Source organism: Terriglobus roseus DSM 18391 (assembly GCF_000265425.1).
GTDB classification, from domain to species: Bacteria; Acidobacteriota; Terriglobia; order Terriglobales; family Acidobacteriaceae; genus Terriglobus; species Terriglobus roseus.
The window spans coordinates 174,069-194,803 of record NC_018014.1; the positions used below are offsets into that span (position 1 = coordinate 174,069).

Below are 20,735 nucleotides of genomic sequence, written 5' to 3' on the forward strand. Positions count from 1 at the left end.
CACAGGTTGTTCGTTTGGATGGTCTGCGCGCGCAGACATGACCCTAGATTCGAGGCCAAATGGCGTCATGTGGTGTGAATCTTCCATGACATGTGTGCGGGATGAATGTGACTTCGCTCTCCCACATTTGTGCGACACCGGGCTTAGGAAGACCCTGCACAAGGAAAAGGGCGATGCAGGTCGAGCGGTACGCAATACACTGCCTGCATGTCACGTGTGGCTCCCGGTCTGTTCTTCGTCTTCGTGCTCTGCCTACTGGTGGGTGCGACGTTTGCGGGACTCTGGATCCGTCGACGACACGGTGATGCGATTGAGCGTGAGAGTGGATCGCTGAAGACGCTGGAGGGTGCGGTGCTGGCGCTGCTGGGGCTGTTGCTTGGCTTCACATTTTCCATGGCGGTCTCGCGGTACGACCATCGCAAGGAGCTTGAGATTGCCGAGGCGAACAACCTTGGCACGCTTTGGCTGCGGACTTCCTTGCTGAGCGAGAGTGGCCGTGAGGCAGAGCGCGATCTGATGCGGCGCTATGTGCCGGTGCGCATAAACTTTCTTGCAGCGGGTACGTCCGAGCTGCTCCTGAGTCGGGATCAACAGCAGACGAGTGCTCTGCAGGCTGAGATGTGGCGGATTGCCAGCGCGGAGGCGACCATGCGGCGCGATCCAGAGACGGCGTTGTTCTTCAGCGCGCTGAACGACAGCATCGATGTGACGGAGAAGCGGACGGCTGCACTGGAAGATCGGATCCCCACAACGGCGTGGGCGATGCTGCTGTTCCTGGGATCGGTGGCGAGTCTGATCGTTGGGACCAGCCTGCAGTCACGGTCGATTGTGCTGAGGGTTGTGTTGCCGGTGGTGCTGGCAGCGGCGCTGGCGCTGGTCTATGACCTGGATAGTCCTCGGTCGGGTTTGATTCGTGTGCAGCAGCAGAGTATGGAGCGGCTGTTGCAAGGCATCCGGTCCTAGAAGCCGTAAACCCAGGGCGTTGCTCTGGGCTGGGACAGCGCGGGCTTTCGGCCTGCCCCGGAAAGTTTTCGCCTTGCTGCGGGTCTGGATTCGAGGAGAGAGGTGCAAGAGAAAGGCGGCAGACTCGATTGAGTCTGCCGCCTTCTTTTGTGCGTTGAAGCTGTTGCTTAGCCGATGTCTTCGGTCCAGTTTTCCAGGATGTTCTTGAAGTCGCTCATGAACTTACCGGCGTCGGAACCGTCGATGAGGCGGTGATCGTAGCCGAGGGTGAACCACTGTACCGAACGGATGGCGATGACGTCGTTGCCGTCCGAGTCGGGGATGACCATGGCTTCCTTGGTCAGGCCGCCGATGCTCAGGATGGCCGACTGCGGCTGGTTGATGATGGGGGTGCCAAAGACGCCGCCGAAGATACCTGCGTTGGTGATGGTGAAGGTGCCGCCGGAGGTGTCGTCGGGAGCGAGCTTCTTATTGCGTGCGCGGTTGGCGATGTCGACGATGCCGCGTGCGACGCCGAGGAAGTTCTTCTCCTCGGTCTGCTTGATGACGGGGACGATCAGGCCCCAGTCGAGCGAGACGGCAATGCCGATGTTGATGTTCTTGTTGTACTGGATGGCATCGCCCTTGATGGCGGCATTGACGACGGGGTGCTTGCGCAGCGCCTCGATGGTGGCGCGGGTGATGAAGGGCATGAAGGTGAGCTTCACGCCGTTGCGCTGCTCGTACTTGTTCTTTTCCTTCTCGCGCAGCTTTACGATGCGGGTCATGTCGATACGGAAGGTGGAGTGAACGTGCGGCGCGGTCGCCTTCGATTCCACCATGCGCTTCGCGATGATCGCGCGCATCTTGGTCATCGGTACGAGCTCGCCGAGTGCGGGAGCAGATGCCGGTGCGGCTGCGGACGCGGTGGGCTGGACCGCTGGGGTGGCCGGAGCTGTGGCTGGTGTCGCGACCGGTGCGCTGGGAGCCGGTGCGCTTGCAGCAGCGGCAGGCTTGGCGCCGCCCTGGATGTAGCCGACCATGTCGTTCTTCGTGATGCGGCCTGCGGAACCCGAGCCAGAGATACCGGCGGCGGCGAGGTCGATGCCGTTGTCGCTTGCCATCTTGCGGACGAGCGGCGAGGAACGTGGCGTTTCGCCGGTTGGCGTTGCGGGCGCAGCGGCTGCGGCAGCCGGTGCAGCTGCGGCGGGTGTTGCTGCGGGAGCGGATGTTCCGGTGGATCCAGCAGCGCCGCCGATGATGGCGACGACGGTGTTAATGGAGACGGTGGTGCCTTCCGCGGCCTTGATCTCGGTGAGTGTGCCGGCGACGGGCGAGGGAATCTCGGCGTCGACCTTGTCGGTGGAGATCTCGAAGATGGGCTCGTCACGCTGAACGCTGTCGCCGACCTTCTTGAGCCACTTGGTGATGGTGCCTTCGGTGATGGACTCGCCCATCTGAGGCATCAGGACTTCGGTGGATGCTCCGCCGGAGGCAGCGGGTGCGGCGGCTGCCGGGGCAGCGGTGGCAGCAGGAGCGGCAGCGCCGGGTGTAGGCGAGGAACCGGCTGCGGTGCCGCCGATGACGGCGACGATTGTGTTGATGCTGACGGTGGTGCCCTCAGCGGACTTGATCTCGGTGAGGACGCCGGTCGCGGGCGAGGGGATCTCTGCGTCGACCTTGTCGGTGGAGATCTCGAAGAGGGGCTCGTCGCGCTGGACGGTATCGCCGACCTTCTTGAGCCACTTGGTGATGGTGCCTTCGGTGATGGACTCGCCCATCTGGGGCATCGGTACTTCCGTGGAGCTTGCGGCGGGAGCAGCGGGAGGAGCGGCGGCAGGGGCCGGAGCGGGTGCCGCTTCAACCTTCGGTGCTTCTGCGGCAGGTGCTTCCGCTGCGGCGGGAGCCGGGGCGGAGCCGCCAGCCTCGCCACCCAGAACGGCGACGACAGCGTTGATGGAGACGGTCGCGCCTTCCTGGACCTTGATCTCGGTCAGAATGCCCGCGGCGGGCGATGGGATCTCCGCGTCCACCTTGTCGGTGGAGATTTCAAACAAAGGCTCGTCGCGCGCAACGGTGTCGCCGACCTGCTTCAACCACTTGGTGAGTGTGCCTTCGGTGATGGATTCGCCCATCTGGGGCATGACGACTTCGGTTGCCATGAGATTCCTTCGCGCAGAGTTTGTAGTGATGACCGGCCGCGTTCGCCGTCGTTACAGCCCGTGCGAGCCGGTTCAGGGCGGCGCAGACGGGCCTTTTGCAGACCAGAAGATTATAGAGCGGATGGCGTAAACCGACGGAACCAGAACGGTTATCGCACAGTCGCGCCGAGTATCGCCGGATGTAAGATGCTCTCCATCGACTCGGCGAAGATCATCTGCCGTTCGAAAACGGTGCCAAAGTTTCGGGAGATCGCGTTGCTCGCGTTTTCCATGGTCGGGGCGAGCGCGGGTGGGTCGTCGACCTCAAGCTCGAGCGAGGTTGCGGCGCGGTCGGTGATGCCGCAGGGGACGATCCAGTCGAAGTCGCGCAGGTCCGTTGTGACGTTCAGGGCGAAGCCGTGTGAGGTCACGCCCTGTGAGACGTGCACGCCGATGGCAGCGACCTTTTTCTCAAGCACGGAGCCGCCCGCGAGGGTCCAGACGCCGGTGCGTCCGCAGATGCGCTGGGCCTGCACGCCGAAGTTGCGGCAGGCGCGGATGATGGCTTCTTCCATCAGACGGACGAAGTCGACCGGGCCGAGGTGCGGACCCTTCTTGCCGGGCAGGTCGCCACGGAGATCGACGATGGGATAGCCGACGAGCTGGCCGGGACCATGATAGGTCACGTCGCCGCCGCGGTTGACCTCATGGATTTCCACGCCCTTACTTGCAAGGAACTCGTCCGAGGCGAGGATGTTGTCGCGGCGGGCGTTACGGCCCAGCGTGAGGACGGGTGGATGCTCCAGCAGGACGAGTGTGTCGCCGATGGTGCCCGCCTTGCGCGCGGCGATGAGTTCGGCCTGGATGCGCAGGCCTTCTGTGTAGGGGACACGGCCGAGTTGGAGGAGATGGATGTAGTTCATAGAAGCTCTCGAAACTGGTCCACGGTAAGTCCCGCGTCCTTGATGATTCCGAACATAGTGAAGGCATTGATGGGGTTGTTTCTGGGAATCACGATCGTTCGTCGGCCATCGGACATGACCACATGGCCGCTCTGGCGTGTGATTTCAAAGCCGGCGCGTTGCAATGCACGGATCGCCTGCTGGTGCTGGATGCCCGGGAGCTTGCCCATCAGGAGGCGAGGACGTCCACGTAGCGGGTTTCCTTGCGCGCTTCCATCTCTGCGACGGAAGCGAGGTACTCGCTGATTGCTTCCTTGATGTTGGCAAGGGCCTGTTCTTCTGTCTCGCCCTGCGACCAGCAGCCGGGCAGATCCGGGCAGCTCACGGCATAGCCTTCTTCTGACTTGATCAGTTCGACTTTGTATCGCATCGAACCTCCTTAAAAGTTTTGGGGAGAGGCGATCGCCTCTCCCCAAGTTGTCTACGCGTTCAGCGCCATGCCGTACACCGCGGAGTAGCCGTCCAGCAGGCTTTCCGACAGTGTGGGATGCGGGTGAACCGTGTACATCATCTCTTCCACGGTCATCTCGCTCTGCATGGCGACGACGGCTGCGGAGATCAGTTCGGTCGCCTGCGGTCCAATCATGTGCACGCCGAGGATTTCACCGTACTGCTCGTCCGCGATGACCTTTACGAAGCCGTCGTGGGCGTTCAGGATGGTGGCCTTGCTGTTGCCGGCCAGCGGGAACTTGCCGACCTTGATCTTCAGGCCCTTCTCGCGCGCCATGGCCTCGGTCAGGCCTACGGAACCGATCTGCGGCTCGCAGTAGGTGCAGCCCGGGATCAGGTTGCGCTGGATGGGCTTGGCGTACTTGCCGGCGATGTGCGCAGCCGCAATGGCGCCGCACATGGAACCGCTGTGTGCGAGCAACGGCAGACCTGCAACGATGTCGCCGACGGCGTAGATGCCGGGCTCAGCGGTCTGCTGGTACTCGTCGACCTTGATGGAGGTGCGATCGAGCTCGATCTTGGTCGATTCGAGGTTCAGGGCCGCGGTGCGCGGTGCACGACCGATGGCGATGAGGACCTTGTCTGCCTCGAGGATGTTGTCCTTGCCGTCGCTGGTCTTGAAGTGGACCTTGACGCCTTCGGCGGTCTCCTCGATCTTGTCCATTTTTGCGGACAGGTGGCAGTCGATGCCCTTCTTCTTGTACTGCCGCAGGAATTCCTTGGAGATGTCTGCATCTTCCGCAGGCACCATGCGGTCGGCCATCTCGATGATGGTGACCTTGGACTTGAAGCTGTTGAAGACGTTCGCGAACTCGACGCCCACTGCACCCGAGCCGATGATGACGAGAGACTGCGGGATCTTGTCGAGTGACAGGATCTCTACGTTGGTCAGGATCTTGTCGTTGGGCTGGTAGCCCGGGATCATGCGCGCATCGCTGCCGGTGGCGAGCACGATCTTCTTGGCCTTGACCTGCGATGCTGTGCCGTCGACGCCAGCGACGTCCAGGGTGTGAACGCCGTCCTTTGCGGGGCCAGTCAGCTTGCCGGTGCCGCGCACCAGCGTGACCTTGTTCTTCTTCACGAGGTATTGCAGGCCACCCACGTGCTTGTTGATGATGTCGTTCTTGCGCTTCAACACGTTGGGCCAGTTCACGGTGCCGCCGCCGATGCCGTCGATGCCGTACATGGTGGCTTCGTTCGCGTGGTCAAAGATGTCGGCGGAGTGCAGCATCGCCTTGGTGGGAACGCAGCCCACGTGCAGGCAGGTGCCGCCCAGCTTGTCGCTGGTCTCGACCAGTGCGACCTTCAGTCCATACTGTGCAGCGCGGAAGGCGCAGGAATAACCGGCGGGGCCGCCGCCAACGACGGCCACATCAAAGATCGTATCTGCCACAAAACCCTTTCCAAATTGCAAGCCTGGTTGGTTCTACGGGGCCGGCCTGCAGGCGCGGACCTTAGCCCGCACATCCCTTAAAGGATACGCCCAACGTCAAGATGCTTGCGATTATCGAACGATGCATCCGGAACCCGGCGACGTCCTTCGTTAGGCCGAAACGATCGCATCCAGATCCTCCACGGGGACATACCCGCGGAAGGGTGATGGGTCGAAGGCGGTGTCGCCAGCGAAGGCAGCTGCTTCCAGCGCTTCCGGCGAGAGGGGACGACTGAGGTAGAAGCCCTGGAATTTGTGGCATCCCAGGGCCAGCAGCAGCTTGATATGTTCGGGCCGCTCGACGCCCTCTGCAACCACTTCCAGCCGCAGATGCCGGGACATGTTGACGATGGCTCGAACGATGCCGACGGCTGCCTCACTCTCCAGCAGTTTCATCACGAACGAGCGATCGATCTTCAGCGTGGAGATGGGCAGTTCGCTGAGGCGGGCGAGCGACGAGTAACCGGTGCCGAAGTCGTCGATGGAGAAGAGCACTCCTGCCTCGGACAGGCGCTTCATGATCCGCGCCATCGCGCTGAAGTCGCCCATCAGGGTGGTTTCCGTCAACTCGAGGTGGAGAAGTGCTGGCGGTATACCGTACCTCTCGAGAGTCTGCAGTACCGAATCGGTGTAGTCGGCCTGGACGAGCTGGCGTGCCGAGATGTTGACGGCGAAGTCGAAGACCGGCAGGTTGCGCTCGCGCCAATCCGCCATCTGCCGGCATGCCTCTTCCAGAACCCAGCGGCCCAGTGAGACGATCAGACCGCTCTCCTCCGCGACCGGGATGAAAGCTCCGGGGCCCACTTTGCGCAGATAGTCTCCCCGGCCACGGACGAGAGCCTCCACCCGTGCGAAGCGGCCGGTGGCGTCAAAGATGGGCTGATAGACGAGTTCTAGGCCGCCCGTCTGCAGGGCGTCGCGGAGAGCGGATTCGATATTGACGGCGGACTCCTCCTCGCCGGCCTGCTCGTCCGTGGTCATCAAGGCGCGACCGCCGCCCATGCGCTTGGCCGCGTAGAGGGCCTTGTCGGAACGTTTCCGGATGGTCTCGAGATCGGCTCCGTCATCCGGGTACACTGCAACGCCGATGCTGACGGAGACGGCGATCTCGTTGTCGGACAGCGTTAGCGGCTTCACGAGTGTGCCGAGCAGCGATGCTGCCGCCGCCTGCGCACCGCGTGTGGAGGTAAGTCCTCCAATCAGGACCGTAAACTCCTCCCCGCCGGTGCGAGCCAGAGTATCGGCTTCGCGTACGCGGGTCATCAGTCGTGCTGCGATGCCCTTCAGGCACTCATCGCCTACCATGTGGCCGTAGGTATCGTTGACCTGTTTGAAGCGGTCGACGTCGATGGTCAGGATTGCCATCTTGCTGCCGTCACGAGCGGCGCGGGCCAGAGCCTGCTGCGCGCGTTCCTCCAGCAGGAGACGGTTGGCAAGACCGGTCAGTACGTCGTGCTGTGCGCTGTAGATCAGTTCCCGGTTCAGCCGTTCACGTTCCGTGATGTCGATGCACATGGAAAAGCGCGCCTTGGTCCCGCCGAAGGAAACGTCGTGCCCCGTGATCTCAACCTCGAATACTTCGCCATTCTTCCGGCGATGGCGCCATATCTGTCTCCCACCATGTAACTGGGCCAGCTCCAGGGCCAGCTTCTGGTGATCCTCGGTGGGTCGAATGTCGAAGAGCGTCATGGTGAGGAACTCTTCCAGCTTGTAGCCATATGCGGCGGCCGCCGCATCATTTGCGGAGAGAAAGCGGGCCGTTGCAGGATCGAAGATGAACATCGGATGGGGGTTGCTCTCGTACAGCAGCCGATACTCTTCGCTGAGGCTGGAGATTCGTTCCGTGTCATCTTCCACGACCATCAGGATCATGCCGAATCCCACCATGTACTTCGGCAGACTCCACGTATGGCCGAGAACGATGGAGACTGAAGGCCAGATGTCGGTCATCTGATAGATCGCATACAGCACGCCCCATGCGACGAACCCGGAGACGCTCGTCCATTTTCCGGCGCCATCACTGTTGCGGCTTACCGAAAGAAGGATGGCGCAGGCGATGAAAACCTCGGCCAGCACCACGCTCAGAGCCATGCTGGGGTTTCCTGACCAGACCGCTACCAATAAAGCGACCGTGCCCAACAGGCCTTCCAGACGGATCAGCTGTCGCGGCAGGCCTTCCGGGACGAGCTGCTCCGCCAGGTACATCACAACGGTTTCGCCAGCCAGAATGACGGCAACGCAGAGCCACGGATAAGCCACAGAGATGGAGAGAAGGTTGAGTAGAACGCAGCAGGGAACCCAAAGAAGGGCAATATCCCGGATCAGGCGGTTTCGGCTCGTCTGCTGCTCGACGAATGAGAGAAGAAAGACGAGACCGCCAAGCACAAGCAGATCGACCCGCATGCACTCCGTGACCATCTGCCAGCCTGTCGAACGGAGCGCCGGCGAGTAGACAAGCATGCTCGCCATCACCACGATCCAGGCGACGAGCCACATTCGATATTCGCGTTGAGAACGATGCGACTGCAGAATCCCAAAGAACAGGATCAAGACCGACAGCAACGCCAGATCGAAGAGGTTCGCTTCCACTTGTACCAATTTTCCAGATACAAAAACGATGCCGATGACCTGCAAGTTCGCGGGCAGGCCCAAGCTATCCGAACCAGCATAGGGAGCTCGGACTCTCACGGGCATCCCACGTCAGAGTCATGGCGGAATCGCCAGCATACTCCCACGCAACAGTGCGAACCATTGGAATCTTGCGCTGGAAGCTAACCTAAGAGTTTTGCGGCGTCTTTCGCGAAATACGTGACGATGAAGTCGGCACCAGCGCGGCGGATTGCAAAGAGGCTCTCAAGCGTGGCGCGGTCGCGATCAAGCCAGCCGCGCTCGAAAGCTGCGTGCAGCATGCTGTATTCGCCGCTGACCTGGTAGGCGCCCAGCGGCAGGTCGAAGCGCTCCCGTGTTGCGCGGATCACGTCGAGGTACGGGCCGGCCGGCTTGGCGAGCAACATGTCTGCGCCCTCTGCGACGTCCAGTTCGATCTCGCGCATTGCCTCCCGGATGTTGGCGCTCTGCATCTGGTAGCCACGGCGATCGCCTGCCTGTGGCGTGGAGTCTGCTGCTTCGCGGAATGGTCCGTAGAAAGCGCTGGCGAACTTTGCGGCGTAGCTCATGATGGGTGTCTCGGCGAAGCCGGCTTCGTCCATCGCGTCACGCATGGCGGCCACGCGGCCGTCCATCATGTCGCTGGGTGCCACGATATCGGCGCCGGCGCGCGCTTGCGAGACGGCCGTGCGTGCAAGCAGCGGCAGTGTGGCGTCGTTGTTCACGGTGCAGTCCACGCCCTCGCCCTCCAGCGGGCCGCAGTGGCCGTGGCTGGTGTATTCGCACAGGCAGGTGTCGGCGATGAGGACGAGTGACCGCAGCGATGCGTCTGCCTTCAGCGCACGGAGTCCCCGCTGCACAATGCCATCTTCGGCCCAGGCGCCGCTGCCCTCGGCATCCTTGCTCTCCGGCAGGCCAAAGAGCAGCAGTCCGCCAATGCCCAATGCCGCACATTCGGCTGCTTCCTTTACCGCCTCATCGATCGACAGATTAAAGACCCCCGGCATGCTGCTGATGGGCTTTCTCACACCTTCGCCTGGACACAGGAAAAGCGGGTAAATGAGTTGCGACGGCTGCAGGAAGGTCTCCTGCGTCAGCGAGCGCATCGCGCTGGTTTTGCGGAGACGACGCATGCGTGTGACGGGAAAGTGCATGGCACCAGTGTAAGCCGCATGGCCCGCGTCGCCGCGGCGGTGGCGAGCGTCTAATGCACTGTGCCTGTGCAAGCGAATACCATCTCCCCTGTGACCATGAATTACACCCCGCTCCGCGAGACCAGCGCCGCCGCCCTGGAATGGACGCGCCTGCGCGACCATTTGGCCGGCCGTACCCAGTCGCCACTGGGCCGCGCCCGCGTCCTTGCGCTTGAGCCATCCCGCGACATCCAGGGCATCGAACGTGCCCAAAACCTGACTGCGGAGCTCCGCACTTATCTGGCCGGCGGCGGCACGCTTGGATTTCAGGGCCTCTTCGACGCCGATGTTCTGCTCGATAAGGCCCGTATTCCGAACGCCGCGCTTGAGCCGCTGGAGTTGCGCCGGATCGCGGAGCTGGCGGAGTTAATTGCCGATTGGCGGAATGTCGTTACGGAGCCACCCGACTACATTGCCGGCAAGTGGCCCGCGATCACGGCGCTCTCGCACCCGGTGCTGATCGCGAACTACTACAAGCTGCTGCAGGCGATCAGCGGCAAGATTGAGGCGGACGGCACGCTTGCCGACTCCGCATCGCCGGAATTGGCGCGGATTCGCAAGGCGATGGATCGCCAGCACAAAGCCATTGAAGAGAGCCTGCGGCGGCAGCTGCGCGCGGTCAGCGACGCCGGCGGAACGCAGGAAGACCTGATCACCATCCGCGGCGAACGCTTCGTGATCCCGGTGAAGGCGGAGTTTCGTCGCAAGGTGCCGGGCGTCATCCATGGTTCGTCGTCGTCGGGACAGACTGTCTTCGTGGAGCCGATGGAGACCATCGAGTTTAACAACGAACTTGTGCGCCTGATGGACGAGGAGCAGTCTGAGATCCACCGCATCCTCATTTCCATGACGCAGGCGGTTGGGGAGCAGGCCGGCTCGCTCTCGCGGGGCACCGAGGTTCTTGCGGAGGTCGAAGCGCACTTTGCTTATGCCAAGTTTGCGCAGGACCTGGATTGCGTTCGGCCAATCTTCACCGACGGCAAGCCGCATGGCGACGATGCTGCCTTGAGCCTGGAAGCCGCGCGCCATCCCATGTTGGAACTGCGTATGCGGTCGGAGAAGGCGAAGATTGTGCCACTGACTCTGGGACTGCCAGGCGTTGCGAAGCAGCTCATCATCAGTGGTCCGAATACGGGCGGTAAGACCGTTGCGCTTAAGACCGTTGGTCTGCTGGCGCTGATGGCGCAGGCTGGCCTGCCCGTTCCGGCGAAGCTGGCGCGGCTTCCCATCTTTGCCGCTGTGTATGCGGACATTGGCGATGCGCAGTCGATCGAGCGCAACCTGTCGACGTTCTCTGCGCATATTTCGCATGTGAATCAGATCGCGCGTGAGGCCGATCCTCGTTCGCTGGTGCTGCTGGATGAGCTTGGTTCGGCGACCGATCCGGAAGAGGGCGCAGCGTTGGCCGTGGCCATCAGCGAGCGCTTCCTGACGATGGGTGCGTGGAGCATGATCACGACGCACCTTACGTCGCTGAAGATCTACGCGGCCAAGCACGATGGCGTGGTGAACGCGGCCGTAGGATTCGACGAACGGACACTGGCGCCTACTTACGAACTGCGTATGGGCGTTCCAGGTGCTTCGAGCGGTATCAACATCGCTGAGCGACTTGGACTTGACGCGGGGATGATTAGCGCCGCGCGCGCGTCCGTGACGACGCAATCTGCCGACATCGCACGCTTTCTGGACGAGCTGCATACGCAGCTCACGGCTGTCGGGAAGGAACGCGCTGAGATTCGCGCGCGTGAGATTGCGGTAGATCGCGAACGCCAGCGCCTGGAGTCCGAGGGCAAGGTGGAACAGCGGCAGCGAGCGCGCGAGCTGGAAGTGAAGCTGGGCTCGCTGATGAAGGAGTTCGAGTTCCAGATGCGCGAGAGCGTGAAGGGCATCGAGGACAAGAGTGCGCAGCGTAAGGCAAGTGCCGAGGCCGACCGCCGCATTGCGCGGTTGAAACGTGAGTTCCAGGAGAGCTTCAACCAGGTTGTGGTCGCACACGTCTCCGGTGCGGACAAGAAGGATCCCGCAGCGCAGCCGCATGTGGTGCGCGAGGTCTCCGTTGGAGATACGGTCCTGCTCAAGTCCATGGGGCGCGAGGCGAAGGTGGAGCGCGTCATCGATGCCAAGACCTTCGAGGTCTCTATCGGTCCTATGAAGATGCGTGTGCCCAAGGATGACATCGCAAAGGTGACGGTGCCCGCTCCGAAGCAGTCTCCGATTCAGGCGGCAAGCAAACGCGGGATCAACGTCGTCGCACGCGAGCCGGACATGGTGCCGGGCGAGATCAACGTGATCGGGCGCACGGCGGACGAGGCTCGCGATGAGGTCGAGCGGTTTCTCGACCAGGCATTTCTTGCGGGCCGTGGGACGATCCGCGTCGTCCATGGAACCGGCATGGGTATCCTGCGCCGCAGTTTGCGCGAGTACCTGAAGAAGCATCCGCATGTCATCGGCGTCACGGAGCCGCCGTATAACGAAGGCGGCCAGGGCGCGACGCTGGTGGAGTTGAGAAACTAGCCCCAGGCGGGTTTTTTGTAAGGCATGACCTGCGTGATTTCATAACCGGACAGGGTATTGTTAGTCCACTTCAGGTTTTGAGGCCGGTACTTTGGATCGGTGCAGCGGAGATAGACGCTGTTGGCCAGATGTGCTCCTTCGGGAACCTCGCGGTGTTTCGCGAGCCCCCAGGGTACGAGCTTCCACTCGTCGTGCGCAGGACCGGCGTGGTGCGGCACATCGACCTTAAGGTATTTGTCAGCGCTCGTCAGCAGCTCGATCCCGTTTTCGATGGCCTTGTGCATCATCCATCCCAAGGTGATGTCGGCGAGTTGTGCCTCCGGGTAGCTGCCGCCGACATCGCAGTGAACGCCGGTGAACCACACCTGTTCGACACGTTCGTTGTTCTTTAGAAATCCGCCGGCCGGGTCGGTCCATAGAGTCGGCTGAAACGCTGCGCGCCGTTCGTCGATGCTGATGGCATGGTAGGCCCTTGAGACGCAGTCGCTGAGCTTCGTATCCAGGAAGCCATACTCGTTATCGTTGAGAAAGTGGAACATCACGCCCGGGATGCCAAGGGCGCCAACCGTATCCCACACGCCGACCATGGCGATGGTGACTGGCTGCAGGCCGTAATCCTCGGTCACCTTCGCCTTCAGGGCGGCACGCTTTTGCGGATCGCGCTCTCGGTAAGCAGCGAAGATCTCCGATGTAGTGGCGTTGGACAGGTTCTTTGTGGGAACACCAAAGCCGGCAATCATGCCGCCAACACTGCGTGCGGTGTAGGCGCCGCGACTGAAACCGAAGAGGTAGATGCTGTCGCCGGGGTCGTGGACATGGGACAGGTAGGAGTAACAGTCCTGCACCTTCTCAAACAGACCCTGCCCCATGGCGCCGCCGGTAATGTGGTCGATGGGATTGCCCTTGGTGCCTACGCCACTGTCATAGAACTTCAACTGGTCGGGCGTGTCCGGGATGGCACAGTAGAGCTTCCAGACGTTGGTGCCGCCACCTGTGTCATCCACTCCTGCCGGAGCGTTCCAGGTACCGTCCGCACAAAGAATGATCTTCTTCGCCATAAGAACTCCTGAGTCTGCAACTTAGAAACGTGGAGATGAATTTCGGCCAATTATGTTCCTGAGCCGGCGCGCAACGCCAGCAAAAACTTCCGGGTGTCTTGGGAGACCCGCTCCGGCTTCCGTTATCCCTCTTACGCTAGAGTGAATCAGGGGCACCTTATGGCACGCTGCACGCACACCGACCAGATCAACGATGTATCGCCGAAGACGAATGGCTGTGAAGAGTGCCTGAAGATTGGCGGCTCATGGGTACACCTGCGGCTTTGCCTGACGTGCGGCCATGTCGGCTGTTGCGATGCTTCGGTCGGCAAGCACGCGACGAAGCACTTCCGCGCGACGGAGCACCCGATCATGCAGTCCATTGAGCCCGGCGAAAGCTGGGGCTGGTGCTACATCGACGAGGTCGGCCTCGAGTTTGAATAGATCGCCGATCGATTTTTGTTGCGCTCACATCTCGCTTCCTGTAATTAGTTGCATATGCAACTAGTTTGTCGAAGGAGATCTCTGATGCGTCTCGTTCTTGCTTTACTTGCTGGCTCACTTGCTTTGCCTGCGGCTGTCGCGCAGGCACCTGCTAAGGCTCTGCCGGGTATGGCAGCCGTGCCCACCACGAAAGTACTTGCGATCGGCAGTATGACGACCGCCGAGGCGGGACCTGCCGCGACGAAGATGATGTCGCAGGAGGTTCCAGCTACGGTGCGGCTGTATCTCGCGGGGAAGATCGATTCCTGGTACGTGCGTAAGGACACGCGCGGTGTTGTGTTCCTGATGAATGTCTCGACTGTGGACGAAGCGCATGAGCTGCTGGAGAAGTTGCCGCTTGGCGTTGCTGGACTGATGAAGTTCGATCTCATCCCGATCGGTCCGTTGAGTCCGCTTAACTATTTGCTGCCGAATTCGCAGGCGAAGTAATGTCTTGACCGTTGGCAACCCGCTGTCAGGCGCGGGATGACAGGATAGAGACAGGAGATCCGCCAACATGTTCTGCTTCTGCGCACAATCGCGTCGTCTGGCGCGCGCTCTGACTGCTCGTTACGATGCGGCGCTGGCGCCGGCCGGCCTGACCGCGACGCAGTTTGAGACGCTGGCGATGCTGCAAGGCATGGGCCCGAGCGCTGGCCGCGCCTTGGCCGAGGGGCTGGCCCTGGACAAGACAACGCTCTCGCGGAATGTGCGGCCGCTGATTGATGCAGGGCTGCTGGCGGCTCGACCCAATGAGGACGATGCGCGGCAGACGATCTATGCAATCACGGCCGCGGGCGCGCGGCGGCTGGCGAAGGCCATGCCGCTTTGGCAGGTCGCGCATGACGAATCGCTGGCGATGCTTGGCGACACTGCCAGTTCGTCTCGGAAGGCGTTGCAACGGATGGTGCAGGCGCTGCACTGAGTTCGCTTACCGCAGTAAGATGGCCTGCATGAGTAAGCTGCGAACCAGTGCGCTTGCGCCGGGGTCGGTGCAGAGCGAGATCCGGGCGATGAGTCTGCTGGCTGATGAGGTCGGCGGCATCAACATGGCGCAGGGCATCTGCGATACAGAAGTTCCACTTGTCGTGCGTGAGGCTGCGAAGGCTGCGATCGATGAGGGCCACAACATCTATACGCGACAGGATGGCATCCTGCGGCTGCGTAAAGCGATCGCTGGTGACTGGCAGCGACGGAATGCGATCACGCTCGATCCGGAGCGTGAGGTGATGGTGACCAGCGGTGCGACGGGCGCGTTCTATTCTGCTGCGCTGGCGCTGCTGGATGCGGGCGATGAGGCAATCCTGTTCGAGCCTCTCTACGGCTATCACGCTGGCACGCTGCGCAGCATGAGTGTCACGCCGGTTATTGTGCCGCTTGTGTATGGCTCGTGGGCGCTGGATATCGATGTGGTGCGCGCGGCGATTACGCCGAAGACGCGGTTGATCGTCATCAACACACCGTCGAATCCTGCGGGCAAGGTCTTCACACGCACGGAGCTTGAGGCGCTGGCCGAGCTTGCCATTGAGCATGATCTGTTCGTCTTCTCGGACGAGATCTACGAGCACTTCGTCTATCCCGGCCACGAGCACATCAGTATGGCGACGCTGCCTGGCATGCGCGCTCGCACGATTACGCTGTCGGGGTTCTCGAAGACCTTCAGCGTTACCGGGTGGCGTGTTGGATCGGTGGTGGCGGATGCTAAGTGGACGCCGTCGATTGGCTACTTCCACGACCTGACGTATGTCTGCGCGCCGGCGCCGTTTCAACACGGTTGCGCTGCGGGGCTGGAGCAGTTACCGCCGAGCTTCTACACCGATATGGCTCGCGACCATGAGGTGAAGCGTGCGAAGACACTTGCTGCGCTGACCGATGCTGGTCTCACGCCGCATACGCCAGATGGAGCGTATTACATCCTGGCTGATGCGACGCCGCTCAACGGAACGACATCGGCGGAGAAGGCACGTGATCTTCTGCGGCGCACTGGCGTTGCGTCGGTCGCCGGTTCAGCGTTCTTCCGCAAAGGCGGTGGCGAGAACCTGCTTCGCTTCTGCTTTGCGAAGCGCGATGGTGATCTGGATGAGGCGTGCGCGCGGCTGCGCCGGTTGAAGGACTCTTAACGCGCACTGCGGCTGGTCTAGAGCACGCTCATGAAGTTCACCAGGTCCTGCTTCTCCTGCTCGGTGTACCTGGCGCGGAAGCGTCGGTCGTAGAAGTCGATGACGGCGCGCAGGTCCTTGGCCGAGCCGCCGGTGAAGTAGGGCGCGCGTGCGGCGAGGCCGCGTAACTGCTGCATGACCAGCGAGCCTACGTCGGCACACTTGCCGGTGACCAGGGCGCGACCGGGGTCGTTGGTGTAGATCACGCGGCCGAGGTAGGGATGCGGTGCTGCGTTGGCGGCGCAGGTGACCTTGAAGAGCGGCAGATCCTTCTGGTCGCCTGACCATGGCAGCGACGTGGTGCCGATGTCCATCCACGGCTGCTGGGCGTTTGCTCCGGTCATGCGTTCGCTGTGGCAGGTGGCGCAGGTGCCTTCTACCGGTGTCCGGCCGTTGCCACGATGCAGGTTCGCTGTCTCTGTGATGGCGAAGGTGCGTGTGCTGAAGAGGACGCTGCCGCGTTCGACGGAGCGGCGGAAGTCGGTCTCTGCCGAGGGCTTGTTGCCGGCCCAGTTTGCGACGGTCATCATACCGGAGGCCGATGAGTCCGGTTTGGTGCGGCCGAGACTCCATGCGCCGAGGAGCGGGGGCGCGCCGAAGGTGCTTAGATCTCCTGCGGTCTCATCGCGGCCCTGCGCGACGTAGATCTCGCGCTCGAAGTCCACGATGCGCTTGATGTCTTCCGGCGCGATGGCTGCTCCCTGCTCGTGCTTCTGGATGGCGTCGAGTACCTGCGCTTCCAGCGTGGTGGCTCGGCTGTCTGCGGTGAAGGCTGCGCCTGCGTCGAGGTACTTGAGGTTGCCGGTGATGCGTGGGCGGCGATAGACGCTGATGGTCGGCGTTGCGGCGTGCAGGCCGTACTTCGCGCTGGTGTTGCAGCCGGTTGGGTCGCGCACGACCTCGATGGTGAAGTCTGGCGTGACGCCTGCCGCGGGCCAATGCTGGTCGATGCGGAAGACACCGCGTTCCAGAAGGAGCGAGTGCGAGGCGCGTTCGCGTTGCGGCAGATCGGGGCAGTTGGCGCCGTCGATGGTGTCGAAGACGGCGTCGCGGCCGCCGGTGGTGGCCCAGCGCTCCTGCATGCGGTCGGTCGAGACGCTCATGGCGTTGGAGAGCTGGTGGCAGGTGATGCAGCCTCGGCCGTTGGAGCCGAGCGGGGTGAAGAAGGGGTGGGTGCCTGCTGTGGTCTCGCCGCCTGCGTTGTAGACGAGGAGGTCGCCTGCGTTGTTTTTGAAGACAGAGGAGAAGGGCATGCGTTCATTGCTGCCTGCTTCCCACCAGATGGGTGCCCCACCGTACTGGCCCATTAGACCGGCGGCTGCGGCAACGACGGCAAGTGCGCCAGCGGCGCGTGTGGCGAACCGGAACGGCATACGTCACTCCAGAGAAGCGAAGATGCACAGCAGAAACGGGGGATGAGTTAGATATACCACTCACTCGTTCTACACGTCCGGTGGGGGGTACCCCTCCCCCCTTGGTTTCGCAAAAATTAGATAACAAAGGACTTAGGTTTTGCGGTGCCCGTAAAAATTAGATTCGATTGGGGTTACGGGCAAAAATTAGATAACAAAGGACTTACGCGACGCCGATGGTTGCGGGTTGTTTGGGCCTACTTCTATTGTAGTGAGTCGCGGGTAATTACCCGCCAACTTTATGTCGTTTGGAATGAGTTGGTTAGGCGGTTTCGGGGCTTGACAGGGTTTGAAGTTGAGGAGTTTCAAGACCTACGGTGCGTGCCGTACGGGCTGGAACCCACGTCTCAGAGGCGAGACGTGGGGCACCCGATTTCCTGGCCGCTTCAAGATGTGGGGTTCTTCACGCGCTCTGATATGTGGGCTGTGTCTGACTTACTGGTTCGCTGCTGGTACGGGTGCCGCCGGTCTGGGTGTTGTTGGCGCGGGTGGGTTGGGGTCTGGTTTGCCGTTGGGGAGCCAGTCTGGTTTCCAGTTGGTGTCGGTGAGCCAGTGGATGCTGGACTCCATGCCTGCGATGGCGCTGGTCATGTAGGGGAAGTCGATGGTTTTCAGCTCGTCGGTGACGTGGTGGTAGTCGGTGTGCAGGCCGAAGCTTGAGACGGTCTGGGCGATGATGCCTTTGCGTGCGAGGGCGATGTTGTCGCTGCGCATGAAGAAGTTTTCTTTGGGGTGCGGGTCTGCGACGATCTTTGCGCCGTGCTTTGCGAGTTCGGGGCCGAGGTTGCTGCGTTCGTAGCCGGTGAGCCAGAGGGTGCCGTTGGGGACGAGCGGGTCGGGGCGGCCGATCATTTCGAATTCGAGGTTGGCCACGAGACTGGTGAGCGGTACGGGCGGTTTGGCGAGGAAGCCCCTTGCGCCGTAGCCGCCCATTTCTTCACTGCCGAAGAGTGCGAAGACTACGGTGCGCTTGGGCGCTTTGCCTGCGGCTAGTTCGCGGGCGAGGTTGAGGACTGCGGTGGTGCCGCTGGCGTCGTCGTCGGCACCGTTGTTGACGGCGTCGCCGTTGACCGGGGTCTTCAGCACGCCCAGGTGATCGAGATGCGCGGTGAGGAGAATGACCTCGTCCTTGAGTTTCGGATCGGTGCCAGGAAGGATGGCGATGGCGTTCCAGGTCTCGGTGCGGGGCGCGTCTTCATAGACGGCAAGACGCTGTTTGCTGCGGGGGCCCATGTTGGATAGGTCAACGGGGATCTTCTGGAGATAGGTGCCGTTGTCGCCGGCGGGCTTGAGGCCCAGGCCTTCGAAGACGGTGGCACAGTACTGCGCAGCCAGGTGTTCATCGCGGGTGAGTGAGCCGCGGCCGTGGAGTTCGTCGGAGGCGAGGAAGTCCATGTCGGCGCGGACGTGCGCGGCGAGGGCCGGGTCGGGTTTCTGTGCGTGGAGGCTTGTGACGAGAAGGGCCGCAGCGGCCAGGGACAGGATGCGTCGCATAGCCGGACTTTACCTGTGGTGAGGTCGGATCACAAGGGTGGTGCTGGAGTGTTTCGGTGTGCAGTTGTCCGCGTGGCACCGATGGATCAGAAGCGGGACGTGGTGCACCCGCTTCTTCTGCATCTCTGGACGGGACTTTCGTGCGGGAATGGAAGGTACAGGTGTGCCGTTGGGAACGGCGCCGTCGATTCTGCGGCGCTACAATACGGACTGCAATTCCCAAGATATTTTCAGAGGCAGGGCCTACGTGAGCGCATTTCAGCAGGTGATCCAGACGAATGAAACTGCCATCCTTTCCGGTTGGCTGGATGAGATGGCCAGCGCTACGCGGCGCGGCGACCTGATGAACAACACGGATCTGAAGCAGCAGGCGGGTGAGTTGCTGCGGTTATTTGGCGAGGCGTCGGCTAAGAGTCAGGATATTCAGTCTGAGGCGTTTGCTCCGATCCGGGCCTTCCTGCAGGACATTGCGAAGTCGCGCATGGAGCGTGGGTTTACGCCGGCTGAGACGGCGATGTTTGTGCTGTCGCTGAAGCAGCCCATCTTCCATGCCCTGCGGGATGCCTTGAAGGCAAACCCTGCGGAGTTGCTGAATGAGAACTGGGCTGTGGGCAATCTGCTGGATAAGCTGTCGATGCTGACGGTGGATACGGCGATTGGCTATCGCGAACAGACGATCGCGCGGCAGCAGGAAGAGATGCTGGAGCTGTCGACGCCGGTGGTGAAGCTTTGGGATGGCGTACTGGCACTGCCGCTGATCGGAACGCTGGACTCCGCACGGACGCAGGTGGTGATGGAGTCGCTGCTGTCAGCCATTGTGGAGACGAACAGCCAGGTTGCGATCATCGACATTACGGGTGTGCCGACGGTGGATACGCTGGTCGCGCAGCACCTGATCAAGACGATTACGGCGGCGCGGCTGATGGGTGCGGACTGTTTCCTGAGCGGTATCCGTCCGGCGATTGCGCAGACGATCGTTCACCTGGGCATCGATCTGGCGGACATCCAGACGAAGGCGAAGCTCTCGGATGCCTTTGCCGTTGCGTTGCAGCGGGTTGGTAAAGCGGTGGTTTCGCTGAAGTCTGTCGCGAAGCCAGAGAAGAAGGAAGCTTAGGCCTATGGACCGTATCCCGATCCTGAAGGTTGGCGAGTGTCTGCTGGTGACGATCCAGGTGGACATGCACGACGAGCTGGCGATGACGCTGCAGCAGGACCTGACGTCGCAGATTTCGAAGTATGCGTCGCGCGGTGTGCTGATCGATATCTCGTCGCTGGAGATCGTGGATTCGTTCATTGGGCGGATGCTGGCGAACATTGCGGCGATGTCACGCGTGCTGGATGCGCAGACGGTGCTGACGGGCATGCAGCCGGCAGTTGCGATCACGCTGGTGGAGCTTGGCATGTCGTTGCCGGGCATCAAAACCGCGCTGAATGTGGAGCGCGGGATGCAGTTGCTGGCTGAGTACATCGGCGAAAACCGCGAGCTGGAAGAGGCCGATGGCGTTGAAGTCTGAGACGTTTCCGGTGCGGACGTCCGATGATGTGGTGCGTGTCCGGCAGATCGTGCGGGCGTGGGCCGGCGAGCTGAAGTTCAGCCTGGTGGATATGACGAAGTTTGTCACGGCCACGAGTGAACTGGCGCGGAACACGCTGGAGCATGGCGGCGGCGGCAGCATGACGGCGCACATGGTGGAGAACGGCGCGAGGAAGGGCATCAAGCTGGTCTTTCAGGATGAAGGACCAGGCATTCCGAATATGGAACTGGCGTTGCGCGACGGCTACACGACGGGCGGCGGCATGGGTTTGGGCTTGAGCGGCAGCAAGCGGCTGGTGAACGAATTCGACATTCAGAGTGAGCCCGGCCACGGAACGACTGTGACGATCATTCGCTGGAAGTAAGAGAGAGACG

Annotated in this window: 19 protein-coding genes; 9 read left to right on the forward strand and 10 right to left on the reverse strand. The window is 61.8% G+C overall.

The window, feature by feature from the left end; all coding sequences use genetic code 11:
- The first annotated feature begins 207 nt into the window (after positions 1–207).
- The gene (locus TERRO_RS00735) at positions 208–963 is read left to right on the forward strand and encodes a bestrophin-like domain (protein WP_014784070.1); all 756 of its coding nucleotides are present in this window, start codon (positions 208–210) and stop codon (positions 961–963) included.
- Positions 964–1,130: 167 nt separating this feature from the next.
- On the opposite strand, the gene TERRO_RS00740 is transcribed toward TERRO_RS00735, so the two are convergent.
- The 7 genes from TERRO_RS00740 to hemB all read right to left on the reverse strand — a co-directional run bounded on the left by TERRO_RS00740 (position 1,131) and on the right by hemB (position 9,688).
- Positions 1,131–3,104 carry a 2-oxo acid dehydrogenase subunit E2 gene (locus TERRO_RS00740; RefSeq protein WP_014784071.1) on the reverse strand — a complete coding sequence of 658 codons (1,974 nt, stop codon included), beginning with the start codon at positions 3,102–3,104 and terminating at the stop codon, positions 1,131–1,133.
- A 149-nt stretch (positions 3,105–3,253) separates the two neighbouring features.
- Positions 3,254–4,006, reverse strand: coding sequence for a lipoyl(octanoyl) transferase LipB (lipB, locus tag TERRO_RS00745; protein ID WP_014784072.1), 753 nt, complete (start codon positions 4,004–4,006; stop codon positions 3,254–3,256).
- Positions 4,003–4,215: a type II toxin-antitoxin system HicA family toxin gene (locus TERRO_RS00750; protein WP_014784073.1), complete on the reverse strand. Its 213-nt coding sequence runs from the start codon at positions 4,213–4,215 to the stop codon at positions 4,003–4,005. Before TERRO_RS00750 ends, lipB begins: the two co-directional genes overlap by 4 nt.
- A complete protein-coding gene (locus tag TERRO_RS00755; protein WP_014784074.1) occupies positions 4,215–4,415 on the reverse strand; it encodes a type II toxin-antitoxin system HicB family antitoxin in 201 nt (66 codons plus the stop codon). The genes TERRO_RS00750 and TERRO_RS00755 overlap by 1 nt, the downstream gene beginning before the upstream one ends.
- Before the next feature lie 51 nt (positions 4,416–4,466).
- Entirely contained in the window at positions 4,467–5,888 is a 1,422-nt protein-coding gene (lpdA, locus tag TERRO_RS00760) for a dihydrolipoyl dehydrogenase (protein ID WP_041592384.1), read from the reverse strand.
- Between the two features lie 150 nt (positions 5,889–6,038).
- Entirely contained in the window at positions 6,039–8,516 is a 2,478-nt protein-coding gene (locus tag TERRO_RS21695) for a putative bifunctional diguanylate cyclase/phosphodiesterase (RefSeq protein WP_169315268.1), read from the reverse strand.
- A gap of 182 nt (positions 8,517–8,698) precedes the next feature.
- Positions 8,699–9,688 carry a porphobilinogen synthase gene (gene hemB, locus TERRO_RS00770; RefSeq protein ID WP_014784077.1) on the reverse strand — a complete coding sequence of 330 codons (990 nt, stop codon included), beginning with the start codon at positions 9,686–9,688 and terminating at the stop codon, positions 8,699–8,701.
- A 96-nt stretch (positions 9,689–9,784) separates the two neighbouring features.
- Between hemB and TERRO_RS00775 the strand changes: the two genes are divergently transcribed.
- Positions 9,785–12,241 (forward strand): endonuclease MutS2, encoded by a 2,457-nt coding sequence (locus tag TERRO_RS00775; RefSeq protein WP_014784078.1) that lies wholly within the window; start codon positions 9,785–9,787, stop codon positions 12,239–12,241.
- Here the strand turns inward: TERRO_RS00775 and TERRO_RS00780 are convergent.
- Entirely contained in the window at positions 12,238–13,299 is a 1,062-nt protein-coding gene (locus TERRO_RS00780; protein ID WP_014784079.1) for a DUF2235 domain-containing protein, read from the reverse strand. The genes TERRO_RS00775 and TERRO_RS00780 overlap by 4 nt on opposite strands.
- Before the next feature lie 159 nt (positions 13,300–13,458).
- Here TERRO_RS00780 and TERRO_RS00785 point away from each other — a divergent pair, with 159 nt between their 5' ends.
- From TERRO_RS00785 to TERRO_RS00800, 4 genes are all read left to right on the forward strand, one after another.
- Positions 13,459–13,722 carry a UBP-type zinc finger domain-containing protein gene (locus TERRO_RS00785; RefSeq protein ID WP_014784080.1) on the forward strand — a complete coding sequence of 88 codons (264 nt, stop codon included), beginning with the start codon at positions 13,459–13,461 and terminating at the stop codon, positions 13,720–13,722.
- A gap of 84 nt (positions 13,723–13,806) precedes the next feature.
- Positions 13,807–14,211, forward strand: a complete 405-nt coding sequence (locus TERRO_RS00790; RefSeq protein ID WP_014784081.1) for a hypothetical protein — start codon at positions 13,807–13,809, stop codon at positions 14,209–14,211.
- Between the two features lie 67 nt (positions 14,212–14,278).
- Positions 14,279–14,686 (forward strand): MarR family winged helix-turn-helix transcriptional regulator, encoded by a 408-nt coding sequence (locus TERRO_RS00795; protein ID WP_014784082.1) that lies wholly within the window; start codon positions 14,279–14,281, stop codon positions 14,684–14,686.
- Between the two features lie 28 nt (positions 14,687–14,714).
- Positions 14,715–15,881: a pyridoxal phosphate-dependent aminotransferase gene (locus tag TERRO_RS00800; RefSeq protein WP_014784083.1), complete on the forward strand. Its 1,167-nt coding sequence runs from the start codon at positions 14,715–14,717 to the stop codon at positions 15,879–15,881.
- 17 nt (positions 15,882–15,898) lie between these two features.
- Here TERRO_RS00800 and TERRO_RS00805 read toward each other — a convergent pair whose 3' ends face one another.
- Both TERRO_RS00805 and TERRO_RS00810 read right to left on the reverse strand, forming a co-directional pair.
- On the reverse strand, positions 15,899–17,293 hold the full coding sequence (locus tag TERRO_RS00805; protein WP_014784084.1) for a hypothetical protein: 1,395 nt from the start codon (positions 17,291–17,293) through the stop codon (positions 15,899–15,901).
- A 474-nt stretch (positions 17,294–17,767) separates the two neighbouring features.
- Entirely contained in the window at positions 17,768–18,826 is a 1,059-nt protein-coding gene (locus tag TERRO_RS00810) for a M20/M25/M40 family metallo-hydrolase (RefSeq protein ID WP_014784085.1), read from the reverse strand.
- Positions 18,827–19,073: 247 nt separating this feature from the next.
- On the opposite strand from TERRO_RS00810, the gene TERRO_RS00815 reads away from it, so the two are divergent.
- The 3 genes from TERRO_RS00815 to TERRO_RS00825 are packed head-to-tail and all read left to right on the forward strand — an operon-like array spanning position 19,074 to position 20,725.
- Positions 19,074–19,940 (forward strand): STAS domain-containing protein, encoded by an 867-nt coding sequence (locus tag TERRO_RS00815; protein ID WP_041592386.1) that lies wholly within the window; start codon positions 19,074–19,076, stop codon positions 19,938–19,940.
- A 4-nt stretch (positions 19,941–19,944) separates the two neighbouring features.
- Positions 19,945–20,340, forward strand: coding sequence for an STAS domain-containing protein (locus tag TERRO_RS00820; RefSeq protein ID WP_014784087.1), 396 nt, complete (start codon positions 19,945–19,947; stop codon positions 20,338–20,340).
- Complete coding sequence (locus TERRO_RS00825) at positions 20,324–20,725, forward strand: anti-sigma regulatory factor (RefSeq protein ID WP_014784088.1); 402 nt, start codon at positions 20,324–20,326, stop codon at positions 20,723–20,725. Before TERRO_RS00820 ends, TERRO_RS00825 begins: the two co-directional genes overlap by 17 nt.
- The last annotated feature ends 10 nt before the right edge of the window (positions 20,726–20,735 follow it).

Bases quoted from the DNA above. Each gene is read 5' to 3' on its own strand.
- TERRO_RS00775 (WP_014784078.1), top strand. From the start codon at position 9,785: ATGAATTACACCCCGCTCCGCGAGACCAGCGCCGCCGCCCTGGAATGG.
- TERRO_RS00820 (WP_014784087.1), top strand. From the start codon at position 19,945: ATGGACCGTATCCCGATCCTGAAGGTTGGCGAGTGTCTGCTGGTGACG.
- TERRO_RS00805 (WP_014784084.1), bottom strand. From the start codon at position 17,293: ATGCCGTTCCGGTTCGCCACACGCGCCGCTGGCGCACTTGCCGTCGTT.
- TERRO_RS00790 (WP_014784081.1), top strand. From the start codon at position 13,807: ATGCGTCTCGTTCTTGCTTTACTTGCTGGCTCACTTGCTTTGCCTGCG.
- TERRO_RS00755 (WP_014784074.1), bottom strand. From the start codon at position 4,415: ATGCGATACAAAGTCGAACTGATCAAGTCAGAAGAAGGCTATGCCGTG.
- TERRO_RS00800 (WP_014784083.1), top strand. From the start codon at position 14,715: ATGAGTAAGCTGCGAACCAGTGCGCTTGCGCCGGGGTCGGTGCAGAGC.
- TERRO_RS00735 (WP_014784070.1), top strand. From the start codon at position 208: ATGTCACGTGTGGCTCCCGGTCTGTTCTTCGTCTTCGTGCTCTGCCTA.
- TERRO_RS00785 (WP_014784080.1), top strand. From the start codon at position 13,459: ATGGCACGCTGCACGCACACCGACCAGATCAACGATGTATCGCCGAAG.
- hemB (WP_014784077.1), bottom strand. From the start codon at position 9,688: ATGCACTTTCCCGTCACACGCATGCGTCGTCTCCGCAAAACCAGCGCG.
- TERRO_RS00825 (WP_014784088.1), top strand. From the start codon at position 20,324: ATGGCGTTGAAGTCTGAGACGTTTCCGGTGCGGACGTCCGATGATGTG.
- TERRO_RS00810 (WP_014784085.1), bottom strand. From the start codon at position 18,826: ATGCGACGCATCCTGTCCCTGGCCGCTGCGGCCCTTCTCGTCACAAGC.
- TERRO_RS00780 (WP_014784079.1), bottom strand. From the start codon at position 13,299: ATGGCGAAGAAGATCATTCTTTGTGCGGACGGTACCTGGAACGCTCCG.
- TERRO_RS00740 (WP_014784071.1), bottom strand. From the start codon at position 3,104: ATGGCAACCGAAGTCGTCATGCCCCAGATGGGCGAATCCATCACCGAA.
- TERRO_RS00750 (WP_014784073.1), bottom strand. From the start codon at position 4,215: ATGGGCAAGCTCCCGGGCATCCAGCACCAGCAGGCGATCCGTGCATTG.
- lipB (WP_014784072.1), bottom strand. From the start codon at position 4,006: ATGAACTACATCCATCTCCTCCAACTCGGCCGTGTCCCCTACACAGAA.
- TERRO_RS00795 (WP_014784082.1), top strand. From the start codon at position 14,279: ATGTTCTGCTTCTGCGCACAATCGCGTCGTCTGGCGCGCGCTCTGACT.